Annotated in this window: 26 protein-coding genes and 1 pseudogene; all 27 read left to right on the top strand. The window is 24.8% G+C overall.

The window, feature by feature from the left end:
• The first annotated feature begins 64 nt into the window (after positions 1-64).
• The 27 genes and pseudogenes from RS022_RS01725 (at position 65) to RS022_RS01600 (ending at position 20,975) form a co-directional block, all read left to right on the top strand.
• Entirely contained in the window at positions 65-325 is a 261-nt protein-coding gene (locus RS022_RS01725; protein ID WP_268850145.1) for a hypothetical protein, read from the top strand.
• A 615-nt stretch (positions 326-940) separates the two neighbouring features.
• On the top strand, positions 941-1,255 hold the full coding sequence (locus tag RS022_RS01720) for a hypothetical protein (RefSeq protein WP_268850144.1): 315 nt from the start codon (positions 941-943) through the stop codon (positions 1,253-1,255).
• A gap of 477 nt (positions 1,256-1,732) precedes the next feature.
• Positions 1,733-3,286 carry a ribonuclease Y gene (gene rny / locus RS022_RS01715; RefSeq protein WP_268850143.1) on the top strand — a complete coding sequence of 518 codons (1,554 nt, stop codon included), beginning with the start codon at positions 1,733-1,735 and terminating at the stop codon, positions 3,284-3,286.
• A 49-nt stretch (positions 3,287-3,335) separates the two neighbouring features.
• On the top strand, positions 3,336-4,109 hold the full coding sequence (locus RS022_RS01710) for a TIGR00282 family metallophosphoesterase (protein WP_268850142.1): 774 nt from the start codon (positions 3,336-3,338) through the stop codon (positions 4,107-4,109).
• Positions 4,110-4,170: 61 nt separating this feature from the next.
• Entirely contained in the window at positions 4,171-4,308 is a 138-nt protein-coding gene (locus RS022_RS04235; protein ID WP_420885768.1) for an isopentenyl transferase family protein, read from the top strand.
• Between the two features lie 78 nt (positions 4,309-4,386).
• A complete protein-coding gene (locus RS022_RS04230; protein WP_420885770.1) occupies positions 4,387-4,605 on the top strand; it encodes a hypothetical protein in 219 nt (72 codons plus the stop codon).
• A gap of 452 nt (positions 4,606-5,057) precedes the next feature.
• A complete protein-coding gene (efp, locus tag RS022_RS01700; protein ID WP_268850141.1) occupies positions 5,058-5,636 on the top strand; it encodes an elongation factor P in 579 nt (192 codons plus the stop codon).
• Between the two features lie 373 nt (positions 5,637-6,009).
• On the top strand, positions 6,010-7,473 hold the full coding sequence (gene gtfA, locus RS022_RS01695) for a sucrose phosphorylase (RefSeq protein ID WP_268850140.1): 1,464 nt from the start codon (positions 6,010-6,012) through the stop codon (positions 7,471-7,473).
• Positions 7,474-7,875: 402 nt separating this feature from the next.
• Entirely contained in the window at positions 7,876-8,100 is a 225-nt protein-coding gene (locus RS022_RS01690) for a hypothetical protein (protein WP_268850139.1), read from the top strand.
• A 122-nt stretch (positions 8,101-8,222) separates the two neighbouring features.
• A complete protein-coding gene (locus RS022_RS01685; protein ID WP_268850138.1) occupies positions 8,223-8,828 on the top strand; it encodes a sigma-70 family RNA polymerase sigma factor in 606 nt (201 codons plus the stop codon).
• A 238-nt stretch (positions 8,829-9,066) separates the two neighbouring features.
• Entirely contained in the window at positions 9,067-9,435 is a 369-nt protein-coding gene (locus tag RS022_RS01680) for a single-stranded DNA-binding protein (protein WP_268849994.1), read from the top strand.
• Between the two features lie 44 nt (positions 9,436-9,479).
• Positions 9,480-9,770, top strand: a complete 291-nt coding sequence (locus RS022_RS01675) for an HU family DNA-binding protein (RefSeq protein ID WP_268849608.1) — start codon at positions 9,480-9,482, stop codon at positions 9,768-9,770.
• A gap of 189 nt (positions 9,771-9,959) precedes the next feature.
• Positions 9,960-10,226: a hypothetical protein gene (locus tag RS022_RS01670; RefSeq protein WP_268850137.1), complete on the top strand. Its 267-nt coding sequence runs from the start codon at positions 9,960-9,962 to the stop codon at positions 10,224-10,226.
• Between the two features lie 2 nt (positions 10,227-10,228).
• Positions 10,229-10,828 (top strand): hypothetical protein, encoded by a 600-nt coding sequence (locus tag RS022_RS01665; RefSeq protein WP_268850136.1) that lies wholly within the window; start codon positions 10,229-10,231, stop codon positions 10,826-10,828.
• A 127-nt stretch (positions 10,829-10,955) separates the two neighbouring features.
• On the top strand, positions 10,956-12,137 hold the full coding sequence (locus tag RS022_RS01660; RefSeq protein ID WP_268850193.1) for an AAA family ATPase: 1,182 nt from the start codon (positions 10,956-10,958) through the stop codon (positions 12,135-12,137).
• A complete protein-coding gene (locus RS022_RS01655) occupies positions 12,137-12,601 on the top strand; it encodes a hypothetical protein (RefSeq protein WP_268850135.1) in 465 nt (154 codons plus the stop codon). Before RS022_RS01660 ends, RS022_RS01655 begins: the two co-directional genes overlap by 1 nt.
• Positions 12,602-12,882: 281 nt before the next feature.
• Entirely contained in the window at positions 12,883-13,803 is a 921-nt protein-coding gene (locus RS022_RS01650; protein WP_268850134.1) for a DNA double-strand break repair protein Rad50, read from the top strand.
• Between the two features lie 102 nt (positions 13,804-13,905).
• Entirely contained in the window at positions 13,906-14,694 is a 789-nt protein-coding gene (locus RS022_RS01645; protein WP_268850133.1) for a coiled-coil domain-containing protein, read from the top strand.
• An 18-nt stretch (positions 14,695-14,712) separates the two neighbouring features.
• A complete protein-coding gene (locus RS022_RS01640) occupies positions 14,713-15,174 on the top strand; it encodes an SVM family protein (RefSeq protein ID WP_268850132.1) in 462 nt (153 codons plus the stop codon).
• A gap of 944 nt (positions 15,175-16,118) precedes the next feature.
• Positions 16,119-16,745: a hypothetical protein gene (locus RS022_RS04130; protein WP_308738523.1), complete on the top strand. Its 627-nt coding sequence runs from the start codon at positions 16,119-16,121 to the stop codon at positions 16,743-16,745.
• A 174-nt stretch (positions 16,746-16,919) separates the two neighbouring features.
• Positions 16,920-17,111 carry a hypothetical protein gene (locus tag RS022_RS01630; RefSeq protein ID WP_268849666.1) on the top strand — a complete coding sequence of 64 codons (192 nt, stop codon included), beginning with the start codon at positions 16,920-16,922 and terminating at the stop codon, positions 17,109-17,111.
• A 10-nt stretch (positions 17,112-17,121) separates the two neighbouring features.
• Positions 17,122-17,268 (top strand): hypothetical protein, encoded by a 147-nt coding sequence (locus RS022_RS01625; RefSeq protein ID WP_268849665.1) that lies wholly within the window; start codon positions 17,122-17,124, stop codon positions 17,266-17,268.
• 106 nt (positions 17,269-17,374) lie between these two features.
• Entirely contained in the window at positions 17,375-18,022 is a 648-nt protein-coding gene (locus RS022_RS01620) for a YqaJ viral recombinase family nuclease (RefSeq protein WP_268850131.1), read from the top strand.
• 59 nt (positions 18,023-18,081) lie between these two features.
• Positions 18,082-18,690, top strand: a complete 609-nt coding sequence (gene tmk / locus RS022_RS01615; RefSeq protein WP_268850130.1) for a dTMP kinase — start codon at positions 18,082-18,084, stop codon at positions 18,688-18,690.
• Positions 18,690-18,824 carry a hypothetical protein gene (locus RS022_RS01610; RefSeq protein ID WP_017193148.1) on the top strand — a complete coding sequence of 45 codons (135 nt, stop codon included), beginning with the start codon at positions 18,690-18,692 and terminating at the stop codon, positions 18,822-18,824. Before tmk ends, RS022_RS01610 begins: the two co-directional genes overlap by 1 nt.
• 35 nt (positions 18,825-18,859) lie before the next feature.
• Positions 18,860-19,463: pseudogene (locus RS022_RS01605) on the top strand (hypothetical protein).
• An 18-nt stretch (positions 19,464-19,481) separates the two neighbouring features.
• Positions 19,482-20,975 (top strand): replicative DNA helicase, encoded by a 1,494-nt coding sequence (locus RS022_RS01600; RefSeq protein WP_268850129.1) that lies wholly within the window; start codon positions 19,482-19,484, stop codon positions 20,973-20,975.
• Positions 20,976-20,981 lie beyond the last annotated feature (6 nt).

The following is a 20,981-nucleotide window of genomic DNA, read 5'->3' as shown; positions in this document are numbered from 1 at the left end:
AATTAAAAAGTTAATATATTAAATTGTTTTATCATATAAACAAAAAGAAAGATATTATAAAAATTTGGACAAAATAAAAAAAATTATTATTTTTGTTTCTAGTTGTATTTTTTTAATATTGTTTTTTGTTTTTTTGATTTTTTTTCTTAAATCAAATGATAATGAAGTAGTTTTTACAAATGATTCGGAAAATTTAATAACAAATATCGAACCGACAGAAGATATAACGACAAACGAAGAAAATTCAGAATCAATCGAAAAAGATTCAGAATCAATTAATGATAAAGTGCGCAAGTTCGGGCCTTTAAATTTAGAGGGTATATAAGGGTCCCTTTGGTATTGATAGATAGTATATCACATTATTGGATTAACCTGAGAATGAAAATTTAATAAGGGAAAATAGCATATCCAAAAAGCATTGAAATAATTATAAAGAATGCGAAATGAAGTTAGTAAAAGCATGAAATTCTAGGGAATTAAAGATATAAAATAATTAAATAATTAATGTTAATGTTATTTTATTTTAAAAATTTTTTTAAAAAAATTTATCAAATTAAGACTTTGATTATTTTCTTTATCAAATAATTAAACTATCTTTAATTTTTAATAATTTCTTAATTTTATAAAAAAAATTTTTTAATAATAATTATTTTACCAATAATATCCATGCAAAATTAACATTTCCTAAATTAAAGAGCTACCTTGGAAAAGCTAAATAAAATTACTAATAAAATTACTATTATTTATAAATTTTATAATTTTAATTTTACATGCTTGCAGAGTTTTCATAGTACTCGTAAAATTAATATTTTACCAAGGAGAAGTTAATAACTTTTACAAGGGGAAGGAAAACAGAGAGAAAAAAATAATTTTTTTCTAATTTAATAAAAAAGTATTAATTTTTTTATGAATGAACTCGGAAAGCCGTATGCATAGGAATATGCCCGTGCGGTTTGGGCGAGGGTTTTATCAAAAGAATAATATTTTTATTAATTTCGAATTAATAAAAATAAAAAAATATGATATTTTCTATTCGCATGAAAAAGATTTAGAAGAAAAACAAAATGACAAAAATCCTTCAAGTTTATTAAAAAAAATTACAGAAACAAAAGCTTTTAAAGGAGCATCTGATTCATTATACAAATTAGGAGAAAAAATAGGCGAAAAAACAATAAATAAATTTGTGAATTCACTTAATAATAAAAAAACTACGAAACAAATTATTAATCCTAAAATTTTTAAAAAAATAATATAAATATAATTTTATTTTTGAAAACTAAAAATTTATAAATGAAATTTTTAGTTTTTTTTTTTTTTTAAAAAAATAAATAAAAAAATGTTTATTTTTTTTAATTAAATTATATTCAAATAATAATATTATTTGAATAATATGTAAAATTATAATATAATACATGCTAGACATATATTTTTAATTAAATATTATATATTAAAAAAAATATATTAATTTTTGTTATTAAAAATTTATTTTTAAATGAGAAAATTATTTTTTATGTCATGTAATATTTTCGATTATTTTTTTATTTAAAATATTTTTTTAAATAAAAAAATAATCGAAAATATTATAAAAAATATTAAAAAAAATTAAAAAAATAAAAAATTTAAATTAAGATAATATAAACAAATAATATTAAATAAAAAAATATTAAATAAGAACAGATATAAATATTTTAATATTAAGAAAGGAAGAAATAATTTATTAAAAAAGATGTAAATGGAATATATTAATAACAGTTACTCATTTATTTTATTTTTTATTTTTGCTGGTTTAGGAACTTTGATATATTTTGTTTCCAAAAAAAAAATAAGTGAAAAAATAAGAAAAATAGATGAAAATATTGAAAAAAAAATATTAAAATCTCAATTACTTTCGGCTCAAATTCTTTCAGAAACTGAAAAAAAAGTTCATTTATTAAAAAAAGAAACAGAAAATGATTTAAATCAAAGAAGAAAAATAATTATTAATTTAGAAGAGAAAATTATTCATAAAGAAGAATTGTTGACTTCTAGATTTAAATATTTACACGAAAAAGAAGAATTTTTATATAATAAAGAACAAAAAATAAATATTAATAAAAAATATTTAGAAGAACTACAAAACAAAATCGAAAAAATAATAATAAAACAACAAAAAAAATTAGAACAAATTTCTTCTTTGACTCGAATAGAAGCAAGAGAAATTATTTTAAAACAAGTTAGAGACGATTCTTATCAAGAAATAATAAATTACGAAAAAGAACAAGAAAAAGAATATAAATTTAAGATAAAAAATAAAGCAAAAAATTTATTAATTTTGACAATGCAAAAATTATCTAGAGCAGTTGTTTATGAACATAATATTAGTATGATTTTTTTAGAACAAGATAATTTAAAAGGAAGAATTATCGGTAAGGAAGGACGTAATATAAAAGCTTTTGAAATTATTACTGGCGTAGATTTAATAATAGATGATAATCCTAATACAATTATTTTAAGTTGTTTTGATCCTATTAGAAGAGAAATTGCTAAAAGAACTTTAGAATCTTTAATTATCGATGGAAGAATCACTCCTGCAAGTATTGAAAAAATATTTTTAAAAAAATCCGAAGAAATTGATGAGTTTATACAAGAAATAGGAGAAGAAGCAGTTTATGAAGCTAAAATAGGATTTATTGATGAAGAATTAGTAAAATTATTAGGTAAATTACATTTTAGAACTAGTTATGGCCAAAATGTTTTAAAACATTCTTTAGAAGTATCTTTTTTAGCAGGATGTTTAGCTGCAGAAACAGGAGAAAATGAAATTATAGCTAGAAAAGCTGGACTTTTACATGATATTGGTAAAGCTTTAGATTACCAAACAGAAGGAAATCACGTTAAAATCGGAGTCAAACTTGCTAAAAAATATAAAGAACCTTTAGAAGTAATAGACGCTATTGCTTCACATCATGAAGATCAAGAATCAACCACTTTAATAGCTGTTTTAGTTTCGATCGCGGATACAATCAGTTCTGCTAGACCAGGAGCAAGAAAAGACTCAATTGAGAATTATATTCAAAGAATAACTCAATTAGAAAATATTGCTGATAGTATTGAAGGTGTATCAAAATCGTACGCCATCAGATCCGGAAGAGAAATAAGAGTTATTGTTAAATCTGAAGAAGTTGATGATTTAAATACTTTTTTAATAGCTAAAAAAATTAGAAAAAAAATTCAAAAAAATATTCATTATAATTATTGTATTCAAATTACTGTTATTAGAGAGTTGAGAGTAATTGATATAGCTTAAATCAATAATTAATTAAAGGGGAGAAAAAGAGGGGGGAGTGCTCAATATTATGAAAATTCTTTTTATTGGTGATATTTGCGGCACACCAGGTGTTGATTATTTAATAGAAAAAATAAATTTTTTGAAAAGTAAATATAAATATAATATAATTATTGTAAATGCAGAAAATGTCGATAATGGCAAAGGTTTAGATTATGAAAATTATAAAGAATTAATAATCGCTGGAGTTGATATAATAACAATGGGTAATCATACTTTTGATAATAATTCCATTAAGAATTTTATTTCATCTTCTAATATTGTTATACCTGTTAATTTAGATAGTAAATGTACTGCTAGTAATGGTTATAAAATAATAAAATGTAAAAATAAAAAAATTCTTATAATGAACGCTTTAGGAAGAGTTTTTATAAATAATAATAATTTATCTTGTCCTTTTGAAAAAATTGAAAATATTTTGAATATTTGTCATAAAAAATACAATTATTCATTTTTAGATTTTCATGCACAAGTTACTAGTGAAAAAATTGCTTTGGCTCATTATTTTGATGGAAAAATTGATGCTATTGTAGGAACGCATACTCATGTTCAGACTAATGATGATAAAATATTACCCAAAAAAACACTTTATATTTCAGATGTCGGAATGACTGGACCATATGAAGGAGTAATTGGACAAGATAAAAATATTATTATTAATAATTTTATAAATACAAAACATAAAAAAAAGAATAAAATTGCAGAAGGCAAAAGACAACTAAACGGAGTTTTATTAAATTTAGGACCTCATAAGAAAATTACAAAAATAAATTTTAATGAATAATTTTTTTATAATTTATAATATATAAAGTTATTCATTAAAATTTTATTTAGAATGAATTTATATGAAAAAAATAATAGTTATTTCTGGACCGACAGCATCCGGAAAAACTAGTTTATCTATTGAATTAGCTCTTTTTTTTAAAGGAGAAATTATTAATGCAGATTCAGTTCAAATTTATAAAAAATTTGATATTGGTTAAGCTAAAATAAATATTGAAGAAAATAAACAAATAAAATATCATTTATTGAGTAAAGTTGAACCTTAAGAATCTTATAACATTTATAATTTTCAAAAAGATGTTAGAGATTTAATACCTAAAATAAAAATCCCCTTTATAGTAGGTGGAAGTGGTCTTTATATTAAAACATCTCTTTTTGATTATGAATTATTTTCTGAGGATGAATTTTTAAATCATAAAATAAATATAGATAATTTAGAAATACAACAAATATTAGAAATAATTAGAAAAAAAGATCCTAAATTAATTATTAGATGAAAAAAATCCACGTCGTATTTTAAGTGCTTATAAACAAATTATTCAAAATAATTTAAGATCTGAAAAGAAAAAAAGATATTCCTTTATTTAATATTTTTATTTTTTTATTTAGATATACCAAAAAATATTTTAAAAGAAAGGTTAATATTTAGATTAGAAGAAATTTTAAAAAAGGATTTATTCAAGAAGTAAAATATCTTATCCAAAATCATCCAAAAGCAAATTTTAATATTATAGAATATAGCAAAATAAAATCTTTTTTAAAAAAAAATAAGTTTTAAGGAAGCTACTAAGGATTTAATTATTAAGAATTCTTTAAAATATGCTAAAAGACAAAAAACATGATTTAAAAACCAAATTCAATTTTTACAAATTATAAATCCTTTAGATGCAAATTAGAAAAAAAATATTTTATATGATAAAAAAATTTTTAAACAAGGAACCGAAAGATAATGAACAATACTAATGTTAATACTAATGATTTTAAAATAGGCCAAACTATTAAATTAAATAATAATGTTTATCAAATTGTAGATTTTTTACATGTTAAACCTGGCAAAGGCGCCGCTTTTGTAAGAAGCAAATTAAAAAATTTAAAAAATGGTTATATTATTGAACATATTTTTAATGCAGGGGTTAAAATTAATAAAGCATTAGTTAATAAAAAAAAATTGCAATTTTCTTACATTTTAAATGATAAATATATTTTCTTAGACCCGGATAATTATGAAGAATTTGAAATATCTAAAGATAAACTAGAAAACATCATTAAATATTTAAAAGAAGCTATGTTAGTAGAATTTATGTTTGACGAGAAAGAAGAAATTTTAGGCGTTACTATTCCTGATAAAATTTGTTTAAAAATAATTCAAACAGATTATTTGACAACATCTAATAACGCTCGTAAAACAACTTCATTTAAAGAAGCTGTTTTAGAAACAGGTTTAATTATTAAAGTCCCTATTTTTATTGAACAAGGAGAAGAAATTATTATCAATACAGAAACGGGTTTATATATATCTAGAAAATAATAATTTTTTTTATTTTAGATATTTAAATTTTTGTTTTTTTATTAAAAAATAATAAAAATTTTTATTATTTTAAAAATATCAAAATCAATATAATCGATGTTTATGTTTATGAAATAATATTTTCAATAAAAATTATGTTAAAATCCATAAGTATAAAATAATATTATTTGATAATTTTAAAAATAATTATTAAAAGCATTAAATATAATTTAAATATAAAAAAATTAAAATTATAGAAATAATTAAAAAAATTATTGTTTTTATAATTATTTAATATTAAATAATTAAAACTTTATCATATCAGTTTTTTATTTTTGATTTGATAAATAATTATAAAATCAAAAGTTTAATTATAAAAAAAGGGTCATAATCAATGAAAATTAAAAATAAAGCAATGTTAATAACTTATCCTGATTCATTAGGGAAAAATCTTAAAGATTTAATTAAAGTTTTAAAAGAAGATTTTGGAGATTCTATTGGCGGAATTCATATATTACCTTTTTTTCCGTCAACGAGTGATCGTGGTTTTTCTCCAACAGGTTATGATAATGTCGATCCAGCTTTTGGTAATTGGAAAGATATCGAAACTTTAAGTAAAAAATATTATTTAATGTTTGATTTCATGATTAATCATATTTCGCACGAATCTGTAATGTATAAGGATTTTCAAAAAAATCATGAGAATTCTAAATATAACAATTTTTTTATTCGTTGGGAAAAATTTTGGGCTCAAAAAAAAGACAAAAAACCTAATCCTGAAGATATTGATTTAATTTATAAAAGAAAAAATAAAGCCCCTATACATTCTATTACTTTTGAAGATGGTACGAAAAAAAAACTTTGGAATACTTTCGGAGAAGATCAAATTGATATTAATATAAATGATGTTATAGCTAAACAATTTATTAAAAAAAATTTAGTAAATATGGCTACACATGGTGCTAGTTTAATTCGTTTAGATGCTTTTGCTTATGCTTGTAAAAAAATAAATACTAATTGTTTTTTTGTAGAACCTGAAATTTGGAATCTTTTAAAAGAAGTGGATAATATTTTAAAACCTTTAGAAGTTGAAATTTTACCAGAAATTCATGAACATTATACTATTTCTAATAAAATTAGCGAACAAGGATACTTTATTTATGACTTTGTTTTACCATTGGTAATGCTTTATACATTATATTCAGGAAAAGTTAAAACTTTAGCTAATTGGTTAAGAAGATCTCCAATGAAACAATTTACTACTTTAGATGTTCATGATGGTATCGGAGTTGTTGATGCTCGTGGTATTTTAACACATGAAGAAATTGATTATACTTCTGAAAAATTATACAAAATAGGAGCGAATGTTAAAAAAATTTATTCTTCTGATTCGTATAATAATTTAGATATTTATCAAATTAATACGACTTATTATTCTGCTTTAGGTAATGATGACGATGCCTATTTATTAACGCGTGCTTTTCAAATATTTGCTCCAGGAATTCCACAAATTTATTATGTAGGTTTATTAGCAGGAGAAAATGATATTAAGTTATTAGAATCTTCAAAAGAAGGAAGAAATATTAATCGTCATTATTATTCTTTAGAAGAAATTAAATCACAAGTTAAACGTCTTGTTGTTCAAAATCTTTTAAAATTATTATCATGGAGAAACAAATGCTCTGCTTTTGATTTAGATGGAGAAATATTGATCGAAACAGATTCACAAGAAAACAAAATTAAAATAATACGTAAAAATAAATCAGGGACAAGTATAGCGTGCTTAGAAGCTGATGTGAAAAACAAAACATTTGTTATTACAGAAAATGACCAAAAAATATTAGATAATTTAAAATAAAAAATTATTTATTATTACTAATTATTTTTATTATTATCCTTTTAACTTTAAAAGATTAATCTAAATAAAGCTAACAATTAAATCAAATTTGAAAATTAAAATTTAGTTTGGTTTTTTTATTGATAAATTTCAAATATTATAATTTAAATTAAAACATAACAAATTTATTGATTTTTAAAAAAATTAATATAGAATGTATTTATTGATTTGTAAAAAAATTAATGAATATTTTTTTATATAAATAAAAAAATTTTATAATAATGAAAATAAGATAACAATCAAGAGGATATATCAATTAGTGAAATTTACTCTTTACTACGAAAATAAAATTCCTTGGTTTACTACAGGAATTAATAACTTAATTAATTTAATTAAATCAATTATCCTAGGAGGAAAATAATTATGAAAATTCAAACTAAAAATAAAATTTTCACCACTTTAGTGGTTTTTATCAGTTTATTTTTTACCATCGCTTCACTTTATGCCTTAAAAAATTACTTCGCCCAAAAAAGAAAAGAGAAAATTCAATTGATAAATAATTATCCTTCTTTTACTATTGAACGAACAGGGGGAAATAACGAAGACAAAATCCTTTTACCTATTCCCTGCACTGTTCCAAAAGTTTAGACACTTTTTCCTTTTTAAAAATTCTTTAAGACTAACTATTAAGTTAGTCTTTTTTTCTTTTCCAAGGCTAAAAAAATAATTTCATATCTTTTCTAAAAAATGTTTTTTTAGAGAGGAATTAAATGTTAAGAGAAAAATTATTTAAAGATTTTTTAAAAAATAAAAAGAATTTAGAAATACGAGATCAATTAATCGAACTTCATTTACCTTTAATAAAAAAGATAGTTCAAAAGTTTAAATATTATCCGCGAGTTTTAACTAAAGAGGATTTATATCAAGAAGGGATTTTAGGATTAATCAAAGCCCTCAATAATTACGAAGATTTGGGTTATGACTTTATCGCTTACGCTACTCCAACCATCAAATCGGAAATCAGAGAACTAATAAGAAAAAGCCATTCACCTTCAATCCCCCAAAAAAATCATAAAGTTGATAATCTTTCTTTTAAAGAAGAGTTTTATGAACCATATCAAATAAATAATTTAAACCCTCATCAATTATGGTTAAAACAAGTTAATCATGAAATTTTTTTAAAAAAAATGAAAGCTAAATTAAGTGAAAACGAATTCAAAATTATCTATTTAAGTTTTGGTGTTCCTTTAGGAAATATTAACGAAGATTATCAAGGATGTTATACCAACACCGAAATAGCTGAAAAACTCAATTTATCTTTAAAACAAGTAGAAAATATTAAAAACATCGCTATCAAAAAATTAAAAAAACGTTAAAACCTATCGCTCGTCCGTAATGACGTTAAACTAGTTATTTTAAACAATAAAAAAATAAAAACCAGATTACTTTCAGAGTAATCTTTTTTTGTATCAAAATCAAGAATAAAATTTTTGAAACAACAGTAATAAATGATTCCCACATAAACAAATCAGATAGTCGTTAAATACATTTGTTTTCAAAAGTTTTATCTATAAATAAATAAAAAAATATATCAAAAAGAAGGAAAAATAAAATATGTTAAACAAAGTTCAATTAATCGGCCGTCTCAGCCATGATTTAGAAAAACAATATATCAATTCAAAAAACGAACAAATCGCTAAAATCGATTTTCAATTAGCTCTTAACATTAAAGATAAAACCCAATTCATCCCTTGTATCGCTTTTCGTAATCAAGCTGAAAACATGAATAAATACCTACATAAAGGTTCAAAAATATATGTAGAAGGCACATTATCAATCCAAAAATACACGAATAATGAAGGACAAACTAAAACTAACACTAAAGTTATTCTTCAAAACGTGATCTTTTTAGATAATAAACCTCATGAATCTTTACCTTTTAAAAAAAGATTTCATAACAACCAAATGAACTTAATCATCTAACCAACAAACAATTAAAAAAATCAAACAAAAGGAGTCAAATAATTATGACAAAAAAAGAATTAATTAAAAAAATCGCTTTAGCTAACAAAACTTCCGTAACTAAAACTGAAGAATTTTATAATATCTTCGAAAATAATTTAATCAACGCTATCACTAAGAACGAAGAAGTAGTTTTATTTCCTAAAATAGGCAAATTTAAATTAAAATCAAGAAAAGCCTACATCGGTAGAAACCCTAAAACAAAGAAAAAATTAAAAATCCCTGCCAAAACAGTAGTCACTTTCAAACTTTCTAAAACCATCAAAGACAAAGTTAAAACTTTAATTTTAAAATAATAAAAAGAGTTCAAAAATGAAAAATTAATCAGTCGAAATCATTTTTAGGAATAGTTTCAACAACGAGTCTCATTATTGTTTTCTTGATTATCTTTTTCGCCTTCCAAGAAAAACCTAAAAAAGATAACAATGAAAACAAAACAAATAAATAATTAAAAAAATCTTTAAAAAAATCAAAGGAGAAATAATATGTCAAAAATAATTATTAAAAAAAACCAAAAAAAATCAAAAAACCAAGAAAAAACTAATAACAATTTACCACCGACAAAAAACAAAACCAAAATTTTCACAATTAAAAAATTACCTTTTTTACAAAAAATCACTTATACTATTATCATTTTAAATTCACTTTTATCCTTATTCACTCTTTACTATGGAAACAAAATTCCTTGGTTTACCACAGGAATTAAAAACTTTATCAATATCATTAAATCAATTATCCCAGGAGGAAAATAATTATGAAAATTCAAACTAAAAATAAAATTTTTACCACTTTAGTGGTTTTTATCAGTTTATTTTTTACCATCACTTCACTTTATGCCTTAAAAAATTACTTCGCCCAACAAAGAAAAGAAAAAATTCAATTGATGAATAATTTTCCTTCTTTTACTATTGAAAGAACAGGGGGAAATAACGAAGACAAAATCCTTTTACCTATTCCCATTCCTAATTTAAACCAACAAAAATATCAACATTTAATTACAATCGAACATCAAGCTATTTTGAATAGTAATGGATTGGAACTTGGCACTCCCTTCTATTTAAAAATATCTACTCGCTATGATACTCAAACAACTTTTAATCATCCTGAACAATATTTTAATTTATCGTTAAAAATTAACGATCATGAATATGAAGCTAATAAATGTCCTTTAATGACTTTAGAAAATGGGATTGGAAATATGAAAATTCAAATCAGCATCGAACAAAAAGAAATTATAAAAGAAAAAGATCCTCAATTAAAATTAATTTGTGATTACGAATTAATTGATTCCCAAGGGAAAACTTTCAGTGGTGGCAGTCAAACCATTGAAAACAAAATCGCTCAATTAGCGTAATTTATCAATAAAGACTAAGTTTTTACTTGGTCTTTTTTTATTGAGAAAGGAAGGAAAAATGAATAATCCAAAACAAAAAATTATAAAAAACAAGCAAAATAAAATAAAATCATTGCCAAAACATTTAATGATAACTATTATCCTCATATTTTTTTCTTTTTTCTTAGGAACTTATGTGTGGATTCACCATCAAACTTTAACCGAAACCGAAAAACAAATCATCAATCAACACAAAAGGCTCGAAAATCAAAATATTAACTTACAAGAAATAAAAACCCAAATCCATCAAAACCAAAATGAATTAAAAAAAGAAATAACAACTCAAAACAATGAATTCATAAATGAATTTCAAACTCAATTACAACCTAAATTAGAGTCATTAACAACCGAGGTACAACAATCTGAAGCAGAAGAATCATTTTTTAAACCATCTAATCCTCAAAAATTCTTATCTTTTGATAAGCTAATTGGTTTTAAAAAAGAGTTAAAAGCAGTGGAAGGATTTTTAGATTATCTTAAAAATAAAGATAACTACCAAGGAATTGGCGAAGTAGAACCGCCACTAGGAATTTTAATGTATGGTTGCCCAGGAACAGGTAAAACCACTTTAGCGAGAGCCTTAGCCAAAGAAACTAAATTACCTTTCTTTGAAGTTTCTAGTTCTTTATTCTCACAAAAATATAAAGGCTTAGTACCTCAAATGGTCAAAGATTTATTTGATTTAGCAAGAGATACCGCTGAAAAAGCAAACGGAGCAATCATATTCTTAGATGAATGTGAAACTATTTTTACTGATTTAGGAACATTAGAAGCTGGTTCAGAAATCGCCAATGTGGTTAATCAATTCAAAACAGAAATGACCTCTTTGGAAAATAACCCTGAAAAACCTATTTTCATTATTGGGACAACTAACCATGAGGAACAAATTGATGAAGCCATCAAATCAAGATTTACTTATAACATCGAAGTAAAACCTGGTAATAAAGAAGAAAGAAAACAGTTTTTAGAATTCATGATTAAAAAACGTAAAAATCCTTATAGTGAAGAAGCTAAACAATACTTATTTGAAATCATCAACGAAGCTTTAGAACACTTGCCTAAAAACCATCAATTCTTAAAAGCGAACCGAACTTTAGAAAACCTTTTAAAAACAACAGTAACCATCTTCGCCAAAAACCGAGGACAAGGCGAAACACGAAGAAACGAAATCAAACAAGAAGACTTAAGGAAAGCTTATCAAATGATTATTTCTCAAAACACCGAAATATTAGAAAAAATCGAAAACCAAAAGAAAGGAGGTAATAAATAATGTTATCGCCCTTAGACTTATTTAAAAGTTATTTTACTTTTCGTTCTTATTTCACTTGGTTTTTATTAGCTAGCACTATTTTTGGAATGTTTATTTTCTTTAAACGAAAATACAACGAAACCAAAGGAATTAAAAAAAGAAAACAACCAAAACCAACTTCCAATTTATACATTCACTCATCTTGGAAAGGCTATTTAATTTATTTTTTAATTATTATGATTATTTTAGGCTTTGGTTACTTATGTTTTTTTTATAAACCAAAAGATCCATCATCTAAATATGTCGGCCAATTAATCAATGAAATCGACAAAGCTATTGACAAATACGACCAAACCATTAATGATTACAAAGGACTCAAATCCGATTGGGAAGGCGAATTAAAGAAATGTGAAAAAGAATTAAAAACATTATATGAAAAACAAGAAATCAACCAAAAACAAAAAGAAAAATCAAAAAACTTTTAGATCAAACTGAATTAAAAATAACTGATATCAAAACTCAACAACAAGAAAATGAAAAAAATATTTCTGAACTAAAAGAACAACTAAAAGAAAAAGAACAAGAATTAAAAAATAAAGAAAAAGAAAAAAAACTAACCGAAGAACAAATAGCCAATTCTACCAATTTAAGCGAAATTGAAAAGTTAAATATAAAACTAACCCAAATAAACAAAGAAATATCATCGTTAGTCGGTCAAATTTCACATCTTAATTCTCAAATCGGAATTTTAGAATCTAGAAAAGAAATGTACGAAGGAATGTTATCGGGAGCTGAAAATTTCAAAAAAATGTTAGAAGAACAATATAAAGATTTAACAGAAGGAGAAAAAGCATTATTCAAACAAATCAAATCTGTGGAAGAACGTAAAACCGAAATCCAAAAAAACATCGATGAAATCAACCAAAAATTAAATAAAATTGAAAGTGAACGAGATTTATATAATGCTCTAAAAGAAAAATACCGAGAAATGCACAACCGTATGACAACCTATGAAAAAGAAAATGAATTTTCTTTCGGTAATGCCTTTAAGTTTGGTTTCAAAGGTTTCGATAAAGTTACCGATTTATTTCCTGCCACATATGCAGTTAAAACGTTAGGAAAAACTATTAGTGTTACTAGAAAATTTGCTCAAGGCGTGGGTAAAGTTGGTATAGTTCTTCACGAAGGCCACCGTTTATGGCATATGTACAACGAAGTAGTCAACGAAAACAAAGAATCAGCGCCAATGATTACAAAAGAAACTTTAGACTCATATCTTAACGACATCGACCGCGATTTAGCCAAACTTGAAGCTGACAAAAAAGACTACCAAAAGAAAATAGAAGAATATAAAAATAAGTTACAATCTGACGAAATCTTTAAAGAATACAAACAATCAAAAAAAGTAGTTAAAGAAATCGCACAAGAAGAAAAATCCACAATCGATGAATATCGAAAAATCATTAACGAATTAGATGAAAAAAGAAAAAAAATAGAAGATATTGATAAATTACGCATTGATAAATTTGCATTAGAAACGGACAAATTAGAATTCAAAATAAAAGAAAGAGATATAATAAGAGAAGAAATTCGTCAACAAAATCCCAACTATGCTCGCGCTCAACAACGTCTTAAAGACAAACGTCAAACTAAAATCCCTGAAATGATTATGATTCCTAATAAATAAAACTTTTTTTAAACAATTTAATTCATAAAATTGTATAATGGTAATATATTCAAATTTTGATATTTGATAATAATCACTATTATCAGAAGGGAAATGAAATTGATGAATACTAGTAATTTTTTCAAAAAACATTTAGTAACTATTATTTTTATTTTTCTTATCGGATCGGCAATTATTATTTTTTATCAAGGAAGAAACGATATAAAAAAAGAAAAAGAAGAATTATTTTCGCCAGAAAAAGAAATAGAAAATAATGATTCAAGTTCAAGTTCTTATAGATCTAAACGAAAAACTGAAAAACCTAAATTCACAATTACTGAAGCTCGTTTTGACAAAATAAAATCTTATGTATTATCAGAAAACAACAATCAAACTTTATTGCCCAATAATCTTTCTGAACAAGAAAAATTTGAAATTGAAAAAATAAAAAAAAGTTGGAAAAATTCATTAAGTTTTTTAAAAGACGAACAAAATACAATTGATGAAGAAAATAAAAAATGCGATGATTTAAAAAAACAACTTGATCCATTACCACCTCAAATCGAAACATTAAAAAATCAATTAACACCATTGGAACAAGATAAAGAAAATAAAATAAAACAAAGAGATAATTTAAGAAATATTGGAGCAAATTGGGAAAATCATCCACAAAATTCTGAACTAACCCAAATAAACAAAGAAATATCATCGTTAGTCGGTCAAATTTCACATCTTAATTCTCAAATCGGAATTTTAGAATCTAGAAAAAAAATGTACGAAGGAATGTTATCGGGAGCTGAAAATTTCAAAAAAATGTTAGAAGAACAATATGAAGGCGTCCAAAAACAATATAAAGATAATATTTTATCTGAACTTAACTCCCTTTACAAAATTCCCTCGGATGAGGAATAAAAAAGGAGATTTTAATTAATGTTTAAAATCAAAAATAATTTATTATTTTTAAATGTATTTTTATTTATTGGTTTAGTTTTATTATTTGTTATCAATAACAATCAAGTAATTGCAATGAATAATGGTCAAAATCATGAACAATTAGAACAACATCAAATTTTACAAAACATGATTTCAAAAGAAGCTAGAATAGTTCAACAAATCGTTAATGCTCGTAATAATAATTTTCCTGAAAAAATGATTAATCTACTAAGACAACAACATAAAAGAATTAATCAACAAATTTATAATCAACAAATTTTTATATTTTTAGAAAACCAAAAGTTAGCGCTGATTGAAGAAATGGATATAGCTTTAAATAACACACCTCTTTATTCTTCAAAAAGACACATAAATATAATAAGAAATATTCAAATAAGAATTAATCAAAATCAAACACAAATCAACACCATAATACAACAAAGACAAAACAATTTGTAAAAAGAAATTAAAAACCAAAACAACCAACTATTCCTAGAAAAATTAAATAATTTAAATTATATTTTATTGTTATTATCAATATATTAAGGAAATTTTTAACAATGTTTAAAACCAAAAATAATTTAATATAAATATCTTATATTTTACAAAGACCCTTTCAAGGGTCTTTTTTATTTTAACAACATTAACTAACTGGCAAGGTAATAAATAAAATTAGACAATATGTTAATTAAAATTTTAAATACAACTGTCTTGAAAGAAACTATTTCACAACCCACATTAAATTAGGAGGTAACCAACAATGTTAAAATTAACCAAAATTCCCTTTATTTAAAATTATTATTATTTTTTTTATCATTCTTTTTAACTTATCTTCTTCCATCTCTGCTCATTCTTTCTTTCATCGTCAAACTAAATCAGCCATTAAATTAGCTGACTACCAAACTCTCCAACAAGAATGGTTAGCGACTCAACCTCAATTCATCCGTCATGATATCCAAGTTTTTTCCAAAGAAAGTATCCCTGAAATCTTAAAATACTTTGATATCGAATCTTATCTTTATGATATTTCATCTCCTTCCTATAACCCCTACGGTTATGCTTTCTTCAAACCCAAACTAAAAAATCCTCCTCAAGGATTAATTAGTGTTTATTTCAAACCTAGAATCAATCCTTTTAACGAAAAATATCCTCATGAAGACGATGAATACACTTTAGAAGACCTTTTTAAATACGAAATCGCCATTGAAGAAGCTTTTGTCTTTTGGGACATCCAAGAAAAACCTCCTCAGGAAGAACAATCTCAAATAAATTTAGTAGTAAGTAACATCTTCGCTGATCAAAACAAAGAAGAAGTAATTAATCATTATTTAATAGAAAATAATATCATCAAAGAACCAAAATTAATTAAATTAGGTTGTTATAACGCAACTCCACATACTGGTTTGGTCTTACCCTTACCATCAAAAAATTTCCATGAAATTGATATTGACGCTATTTATTACGACACTGGTATTAGAATCATGCCAGAAAGTGCCTCTAATAGAACTTACACAATTCATGATCTATTAAAACTATCAAACGGCGCAAAAAACATTTATCTCTTTACTTTTAACGTTCAAAAAAGAAAAAAATTTATCTCATTACCTGACTCTTTTGAACCCTATCAAGCCATCCGTGATTGGAAACGCGAAAATAATTTATTTACTTTTCCACTATTAATTCAAGAAAGTGAATACGAAGAACAAATTAAAGAAGTTGAAATTTCTTTTGAAGTTACTTCTCCTTCTTATAAAAAATTTAATATTCCTTTTAAAGTTAAAATTATTTCCCATCTTTTCGAAACCGATAATACCATTTATTTTCTTCGTTGTAGTGATAGCTCTTTAAAAATTAAATTAGCTGAACAATATAGAACTAATTATATAAATTGGATAAATCAATGTTATATCAAATACGGTTGTTATTATTCAGGCGAAGAAGTCCGTAATAAATTCGGCCGTTCTTCTCGATGGATTTATAATGAAAATGGAACTAGTTATTATTATAAATATGTAGATGGTATTTTTTGATGATTGGTATATTGACGGAAATGAAACCGCAAAAACATATTATCAATTTTTAGACACCACCCAACCACCTAAAAAACCAAAAGAATTAGATTAATCTTTAATCACAAACCAGACCCCTTTAAAGGGTCTTTTTTTATTTAACAACACACACAACTTGGAAAGGAAATAAAAATCATGTTCATTAAAAAAATCTTTCAATCTTTACCTAGTAATCTCATCTTTTTCATTATTGCTCTACTTTCATTTATTCCAATTATCACCATTTATTATGTCATTAAATTCTATCTTTTCACCGTCAAACTAAGTATTCACCAACTAAACAAAGGAATAGTGGTTCAATTTTACCAATATTTAACCACGAAGTAACCAAATCATCATGTGGAATTTCATTAATACTTGGTTAACAAAGCTTAATAATAGCCTTAATACTATCAGTCATTATTTCTTTACTTATCAAAATCAATGGTTAAACTTAGTTTTATTAACGATTATCTTATTATTTGTCCCCATCTTTTATATTTAATTGATTTTCTTTTTAAATGTCTTTATCACCTTTTTCGTTTCTTTTATTATTTAGGTAAATATCTTTTATTATTATTAAAGAAAATATTTAAGAAAGAATAATTATTATGAGAATCAAAAACTTAAATCAACGCACCAAATTATGGTATCAACACCGAAAAAAATACATCAACGCTTCGGAAATTGCTTCGATAACGGGTTTAGATCCCTTTCGTTCTATGGAACAATTAGTTCATGATAAACTCTTTGGCACCACTTTTACCGCTAATCAATATACGCTGCATGGACAAAAAAAGGAACCTATAGCTCGTAAATTTTTCATACAAAAAACCAATTTAACTTTTGAAGACACCATTTTCACTGATGATCAAGTTAACCTTTTTTCCGCATCTTTAGACGGCTACAACGAAAAACATCAAGCTGTTTTAGAAATTAAATGTCCTTTTGTGAACGAAAATAAAGAAGTCTCATCCACTTGGACTAATTTTTTAACTCACCCTCAACTAGAAAATATCCCTCAATACTACTGGGCCCAAGTTCAATGTCAACTCTATTGTTCGCAAGCGAACTTCGCTTACTTTTTAGTTTATTTTAACGACATAAAATACCATGTGGTCCGCATTTATCAAGATAAAAACTTCATATCTAAAATGATTGCTGATAGTAAAAAATATCTAAATCTTCTAAACAAAGCAAAAGAAGAATTATCACAAACAACTTATTTAAAACAATTAAGCAAAATAAAATACAACTAAGACCTTCAATTTGAAGGTCTTTTTTTATACCCAAAACCAAATAAAAGGAGAAATCAATAATGAAATTAATCGTTTTTGAAGGACTTGATGGGAGCGGAAAAACTTCTCTTATCAATTCCCTTCAACCCCATTTAAAAACTCCCTTTCAAACTTATCAAGGCTTAGGGAGTAGTTCACTTGGAAAGGAAATTAGAGATTTATTTTTAAATTTTCAACAAGTAGATTACCTCACTCGTTTTTATTTAAGTCTCGCCAATATGGCCCAAATCCAAGCGGAATTATTAAAAAACAACCAATTAATTATTTTAGACCGTTGGTTACCATCCACTTATGCTTACCAATTATTTCCTTTTTCTCAGGAAAAGAAACAACTTTCACCTTTAAAAAAGATCTTTAAGATAAATCATGAAACTATCTTAAAAAAACCTGATTTATTAATTTATTTAGATATTGATCCGCTCATCGGCAGAACCAGAAAGAAGAAACAAAAAAATCATCAAAGAGATTTGATTGAAAGACAATCCTTAACTTATTTTCAAACTGTTCGCCAAGGATACGATCATTATCTCACTCATTATACTAACGACATTAAGAAATTAATCTTAAACGGAAGTGATCCCATTTCATTCAATATTCAAAAAATTATGAAATATCTAGGAGAAAGATAATGGCTATTGTTATTAAGAAAAAATGTCAAAACGGTAATCTCTATTTTTATTACCATAACGGGAAAATTAAAACCATCAAACCTGATGGGACCATTACTTGGAAAACAAAAAAAATTAAGAAGAAAAGACCTTAAAACAAGGTCTTTTTTTTCTTGAGAAAGGAAAAAAGATGTTAACGAACGAAGATTTTTACCACATTAAACAACTTAATACTAACACTCAATGTGTTAATATTTTAAAAAAACTTTTTAAAAAAACATCATTTTCACTTAATTTTAATGAATATATGTGTCATCATCACCATTTACTCGATCAATATTTAATTAATAACAATTACAACTCCCAAAGTAAAAAAGTAATCCGCGGTAAAATCAATGAATATCTTATTTTACTTTATTTTAAAAACCAAGGAATCATCAATTTATACCCTCAAGCTTATTTATTCTTCATTCCAGATATTAAATTTGATCTCGTTTTATTTACAAAACCAAACGAATAATGGCGTTTAGTTTTAAAACCTGTCTTCGTGACCGCTATAAACAAGCCATGGTCGAAGGTCAACAATTAAAAAAACTCGATACTCGTTTTGAATTTACTTATTAACCAACGATGCCGTTGAAACTCAAAGATTAAACAAGAAAATCCATCAAGGGAAAATCCCAGGAATTAACCAAGTGATCGATTGTTTTTCACCTCCAGCGAATGTCTTTTTAAAAACTTTACTTAATAATCAATTCCTCCCTTTTAGTGATATTAACATGATTAAAAAATAAAAAAGGAGTTAATATAAAATGTTAACCAATGAACAAAAAGCATTACAACAATTAATAAAATATAGCGCACAAGGCCAATGGGAAAAGCTAAACCTTTATTGCCAAATCATCGACCCTAAAACTCTACTGGACCCCATAAATACCAAAATCTTTCAGGCCTTAAAATATTTATTTTTAGAAAAACAAGCATCTCATCCATGGGATAAAATCAAATCTCAAACGGAGATCATCAAAGAATTACTTACCTATTTCCAAACCCATTTTCCCCAAGATCACTTTAATAAAGCATCTTTATCTTTTTTAAGTGATGATGTTAATGAGGAAAATAACCTTGATTTTTTAGCTAACCTAAAACATACCTATACCCAAGAAAAACTGTTCCAACAACTCTTAAAAATTATTAGTCCTTCTTTTGAAAATAAAGATCCTTATCACAAACATTTTTATTACCAAGAAATCTTTGATAAATTAAGAAAATTTATGGCTTTTATTCCTCATCAATCAGATAAAACCTTATTAACTTTAAATCAAATGGTTTCTTGTCATCCTGAATTTTTCCAGTTCGATCAACAAGCCAAACAAAAAATTCAAGAAGAATATTACCGCTTATCGGAAACTTTCAAAGGATTAAATCAAGCCACCAAAGGCTTTAAAAAAGGTCAAATCATCACTATTGGTGGCTATACTGGTTTAGGAAAAACCACTTTTGTTTATAATCTTTTGTTAGATATCACCAAAACTAAATATCAAGAAACTCATCATCATCCTCATCTCTTAGTTTTTTCTTATGAAATGACCTTAGAAGAAAATTTAAGTCGTTTATTAGCCCACCAAACTCAAATTCCCTTAGATGTTATTTTAGATAAAAATTGGGAAGACGCAAATATCACCACACATACCTACATGGAAAGGATGAATGACGCTCAACAATTTTTTTCCCAACTTAACTTATCATTTAGTTATGATCAAGGCAAAAACATTGATTATGTAATTGATTTAGTTTATCGCCTTCATTTAGAAAAACAAGCAGAAATCATCGTCATTGACCACCTTCAAATTACTAAAACTAGTAATCATTTAGAAAATGATCGGTTAGCCATTGACGAAATTATGACAAAACTCAAACAATTAGCCATGGAATTAAACATCGTTATTATCATTTTATCTCAATTTTCAAGAGATACATATAGCCATTACCAAGGTAAATCACCAGAAATAACAGCTTTAAAAGGAAGTGGTGGAATTGAAACTAACTCAGATATCGTCTTAATGATGTCTAAATTCCAACCCAAAATATCCAAAGACAAAGAAAAACCATTAAATATCTATAATCAAGATTTAAATAAATTATATTTAGAATCAAAAAATAACGAATCTCAAAAAATTATTGAATTATCTATTAAAAAGAATCGAAATGGCACCAAAAAAAACTTAGTTTATCACTTTGAAATGAACACTCAAACCTTCCAAGAAATCGGTTATGTTTTGCCTTATCCATTAGAAAATTATTAAGGAGTT

It is taken from the genome of Candidatus Phytoplasma rubi (genome assembly GCF_026821955.1).
Taxonomy (GTDB): domain Bacteria; phylum Bacillota_I; class Bacilli_A; order Acholeplasmatales; family Acholeplasmataceae; genus Phytoplasma; species Phytoplasma vitis.
The sequence above is the reverse complement of the archived record's forward strand: the minus strand, read 5'-3'. Positions and strand labels throughout refer to the sequence as shown.

Bases quoted from the DNA above. Each gene is read 5' to 3' on its own strand.
- RS022_RS01660 (WP_268850193.1), top strand. From the start codon at position 10,956: ATGATAACTATTATCCTCATATTTTTTTCTTTTTTCTTAGGAACTTAT.
- RS022_RS01650 (WP_268850134.1), top strand. From the start codon at position 12,883: ATGTACGAAGGAATGTTATCGGGAGCTGAAAATTTCAAAAAAATGTTA.
- RS022_RS01685 (WP_268850138.1), top strand. From the start codon at position 8,223: ATGTTAAGAGAAAAATTATTTAAAGATTTTTTAAAAAATAAAAAGAAT.
- RS022_RS01620 (WP_268850131.1), top strand. From the start codon at position 17,375: ATGAGAATCAAAAACTTAAATCAACGCACCAAATTATGGTATCAACAC.
- RS022_RS01690 (WP_268850139.1), top strand. From the start codon at position 7,876: ATGAAAATTCAAACTAAAAATAAAATTTTCACCACTTTAGTGGTTTTT.
- RS022_RS01645 (WP_268850133.1), top strand. From the start codon at position 13,906: ATGAATACTAGTAATTTTTTCAAAAAACATTTAGTAACTATTATTTTT.
- RS022_RS01625 (WP_268849665.1), top strand. From the start codon at position 17,122: ATGTGGAATTTCATTAATACTTGGTTAACAAAGCTTAATAATAGCCTT.
- RS022_RS01710 (WP_268850142.1), top strand. From the start codon at position 3,336: ATGAAAATTCTTTTTATTGGTGATATTTGCGGCACACCAGGTGTTGAT.
- RS022_RS04235 (WP_420885768.1), top strand. From the start codon at position 4,171: ATGAAAAAAATAATAGTTATTTCTGGACCGACAGCATCCGGAAAAACT.
- efp (WP_268850141.1), top strand. From the start codon at position 5,058: ATGAACAATACTAATGTTAATACTAATGATTTTAAAATAGGCCAAACT.
- RS022_RS01675 (WP_268849608.1), top strand. From the start codon at position 9,480: ATGACAAAAAAAGAATTAATTAAAAAAATCGCTTTAGCTAACAAAACT.
- RS022_RS01670 (WP_268850137.1), top strand. From the start codon at position 9,960: ATGTCAAAAATAATTATTAAAAAAAACCAAAAAAAATCAAAAAACCAA.
- RS022_RS01600 (WP_268850129.1), top strand. From the start codon at position 19,482: ATGTTAACCAATGAACAAAAAGCATTACAACAATTAATAAAATATAGC.
- rny (WP_268850143.1), top strand. From the start codon at position 1,733: ATGGAATATATTAATAACAGTTACTCATTTATTTTATTTTTTATTTTT.
- RS022_RS01720 (WP_268850144.1), top strand. From the start codon at position 941: ATGCCCGTGCGGTTTGGGCGAGGGTTTTATCAAAAGAATAATATTTTT.
- RS022_RS01640 (WP_268850132.1), top strand. From the start codon at position 14,713: ATGTTTAAAATCAAAAATAATTTATTATTTTTAAATGTATTTTTATTT.
- RS022_RS01610 (WP_017193148.1), top strand. From the start codon at position 18,690: ATGGCTATTGTTATTAAGAAAAAATGTCAAAACGGTAATCTCTATTTT.
- RS022_RS01655 (WP_268850135.1), top strand. From the start codon at position 12,137: ATGTTATCGCCCTTAGACTTATTTAAAAGTTATTTTACTTTTCGTTCT.
- RS022_RS01630 (WP_268849666.1), top strand. From the start codon at position 16,920: ATGTTCATTAAAAAAATCTTTCAATCTTTACCTAGTAATCTCATCTTT.
- tmk (WP_268850130.1), top strand. From the start codon at position 18,082: ATGAAATTAATCGTTTTTGAAGGACTTGATGGGAGCGGAAAAACTTCT.
- gtfA (WP_268850140.1), top strand. From the start codon at position 6,010: ATGAAAATTAAAAATAAAGCAATGTTAATAACTTATCCTGATTCATTA.
- RS022_RS01665 (WP_268850136.1), top strand. From the start codon at position 10,229: ATGAAAATTCAAACTAAAAATAAAATTTTTACCACTTTAGTGGTTTTT.
- RS022_RS01680 (WP_268849994.1), top strand. From the start codon at position 9,067: ATGTTAAACAAAGTTCAATTAATCGGCCGTCTCAGCCATGATTTAGAA.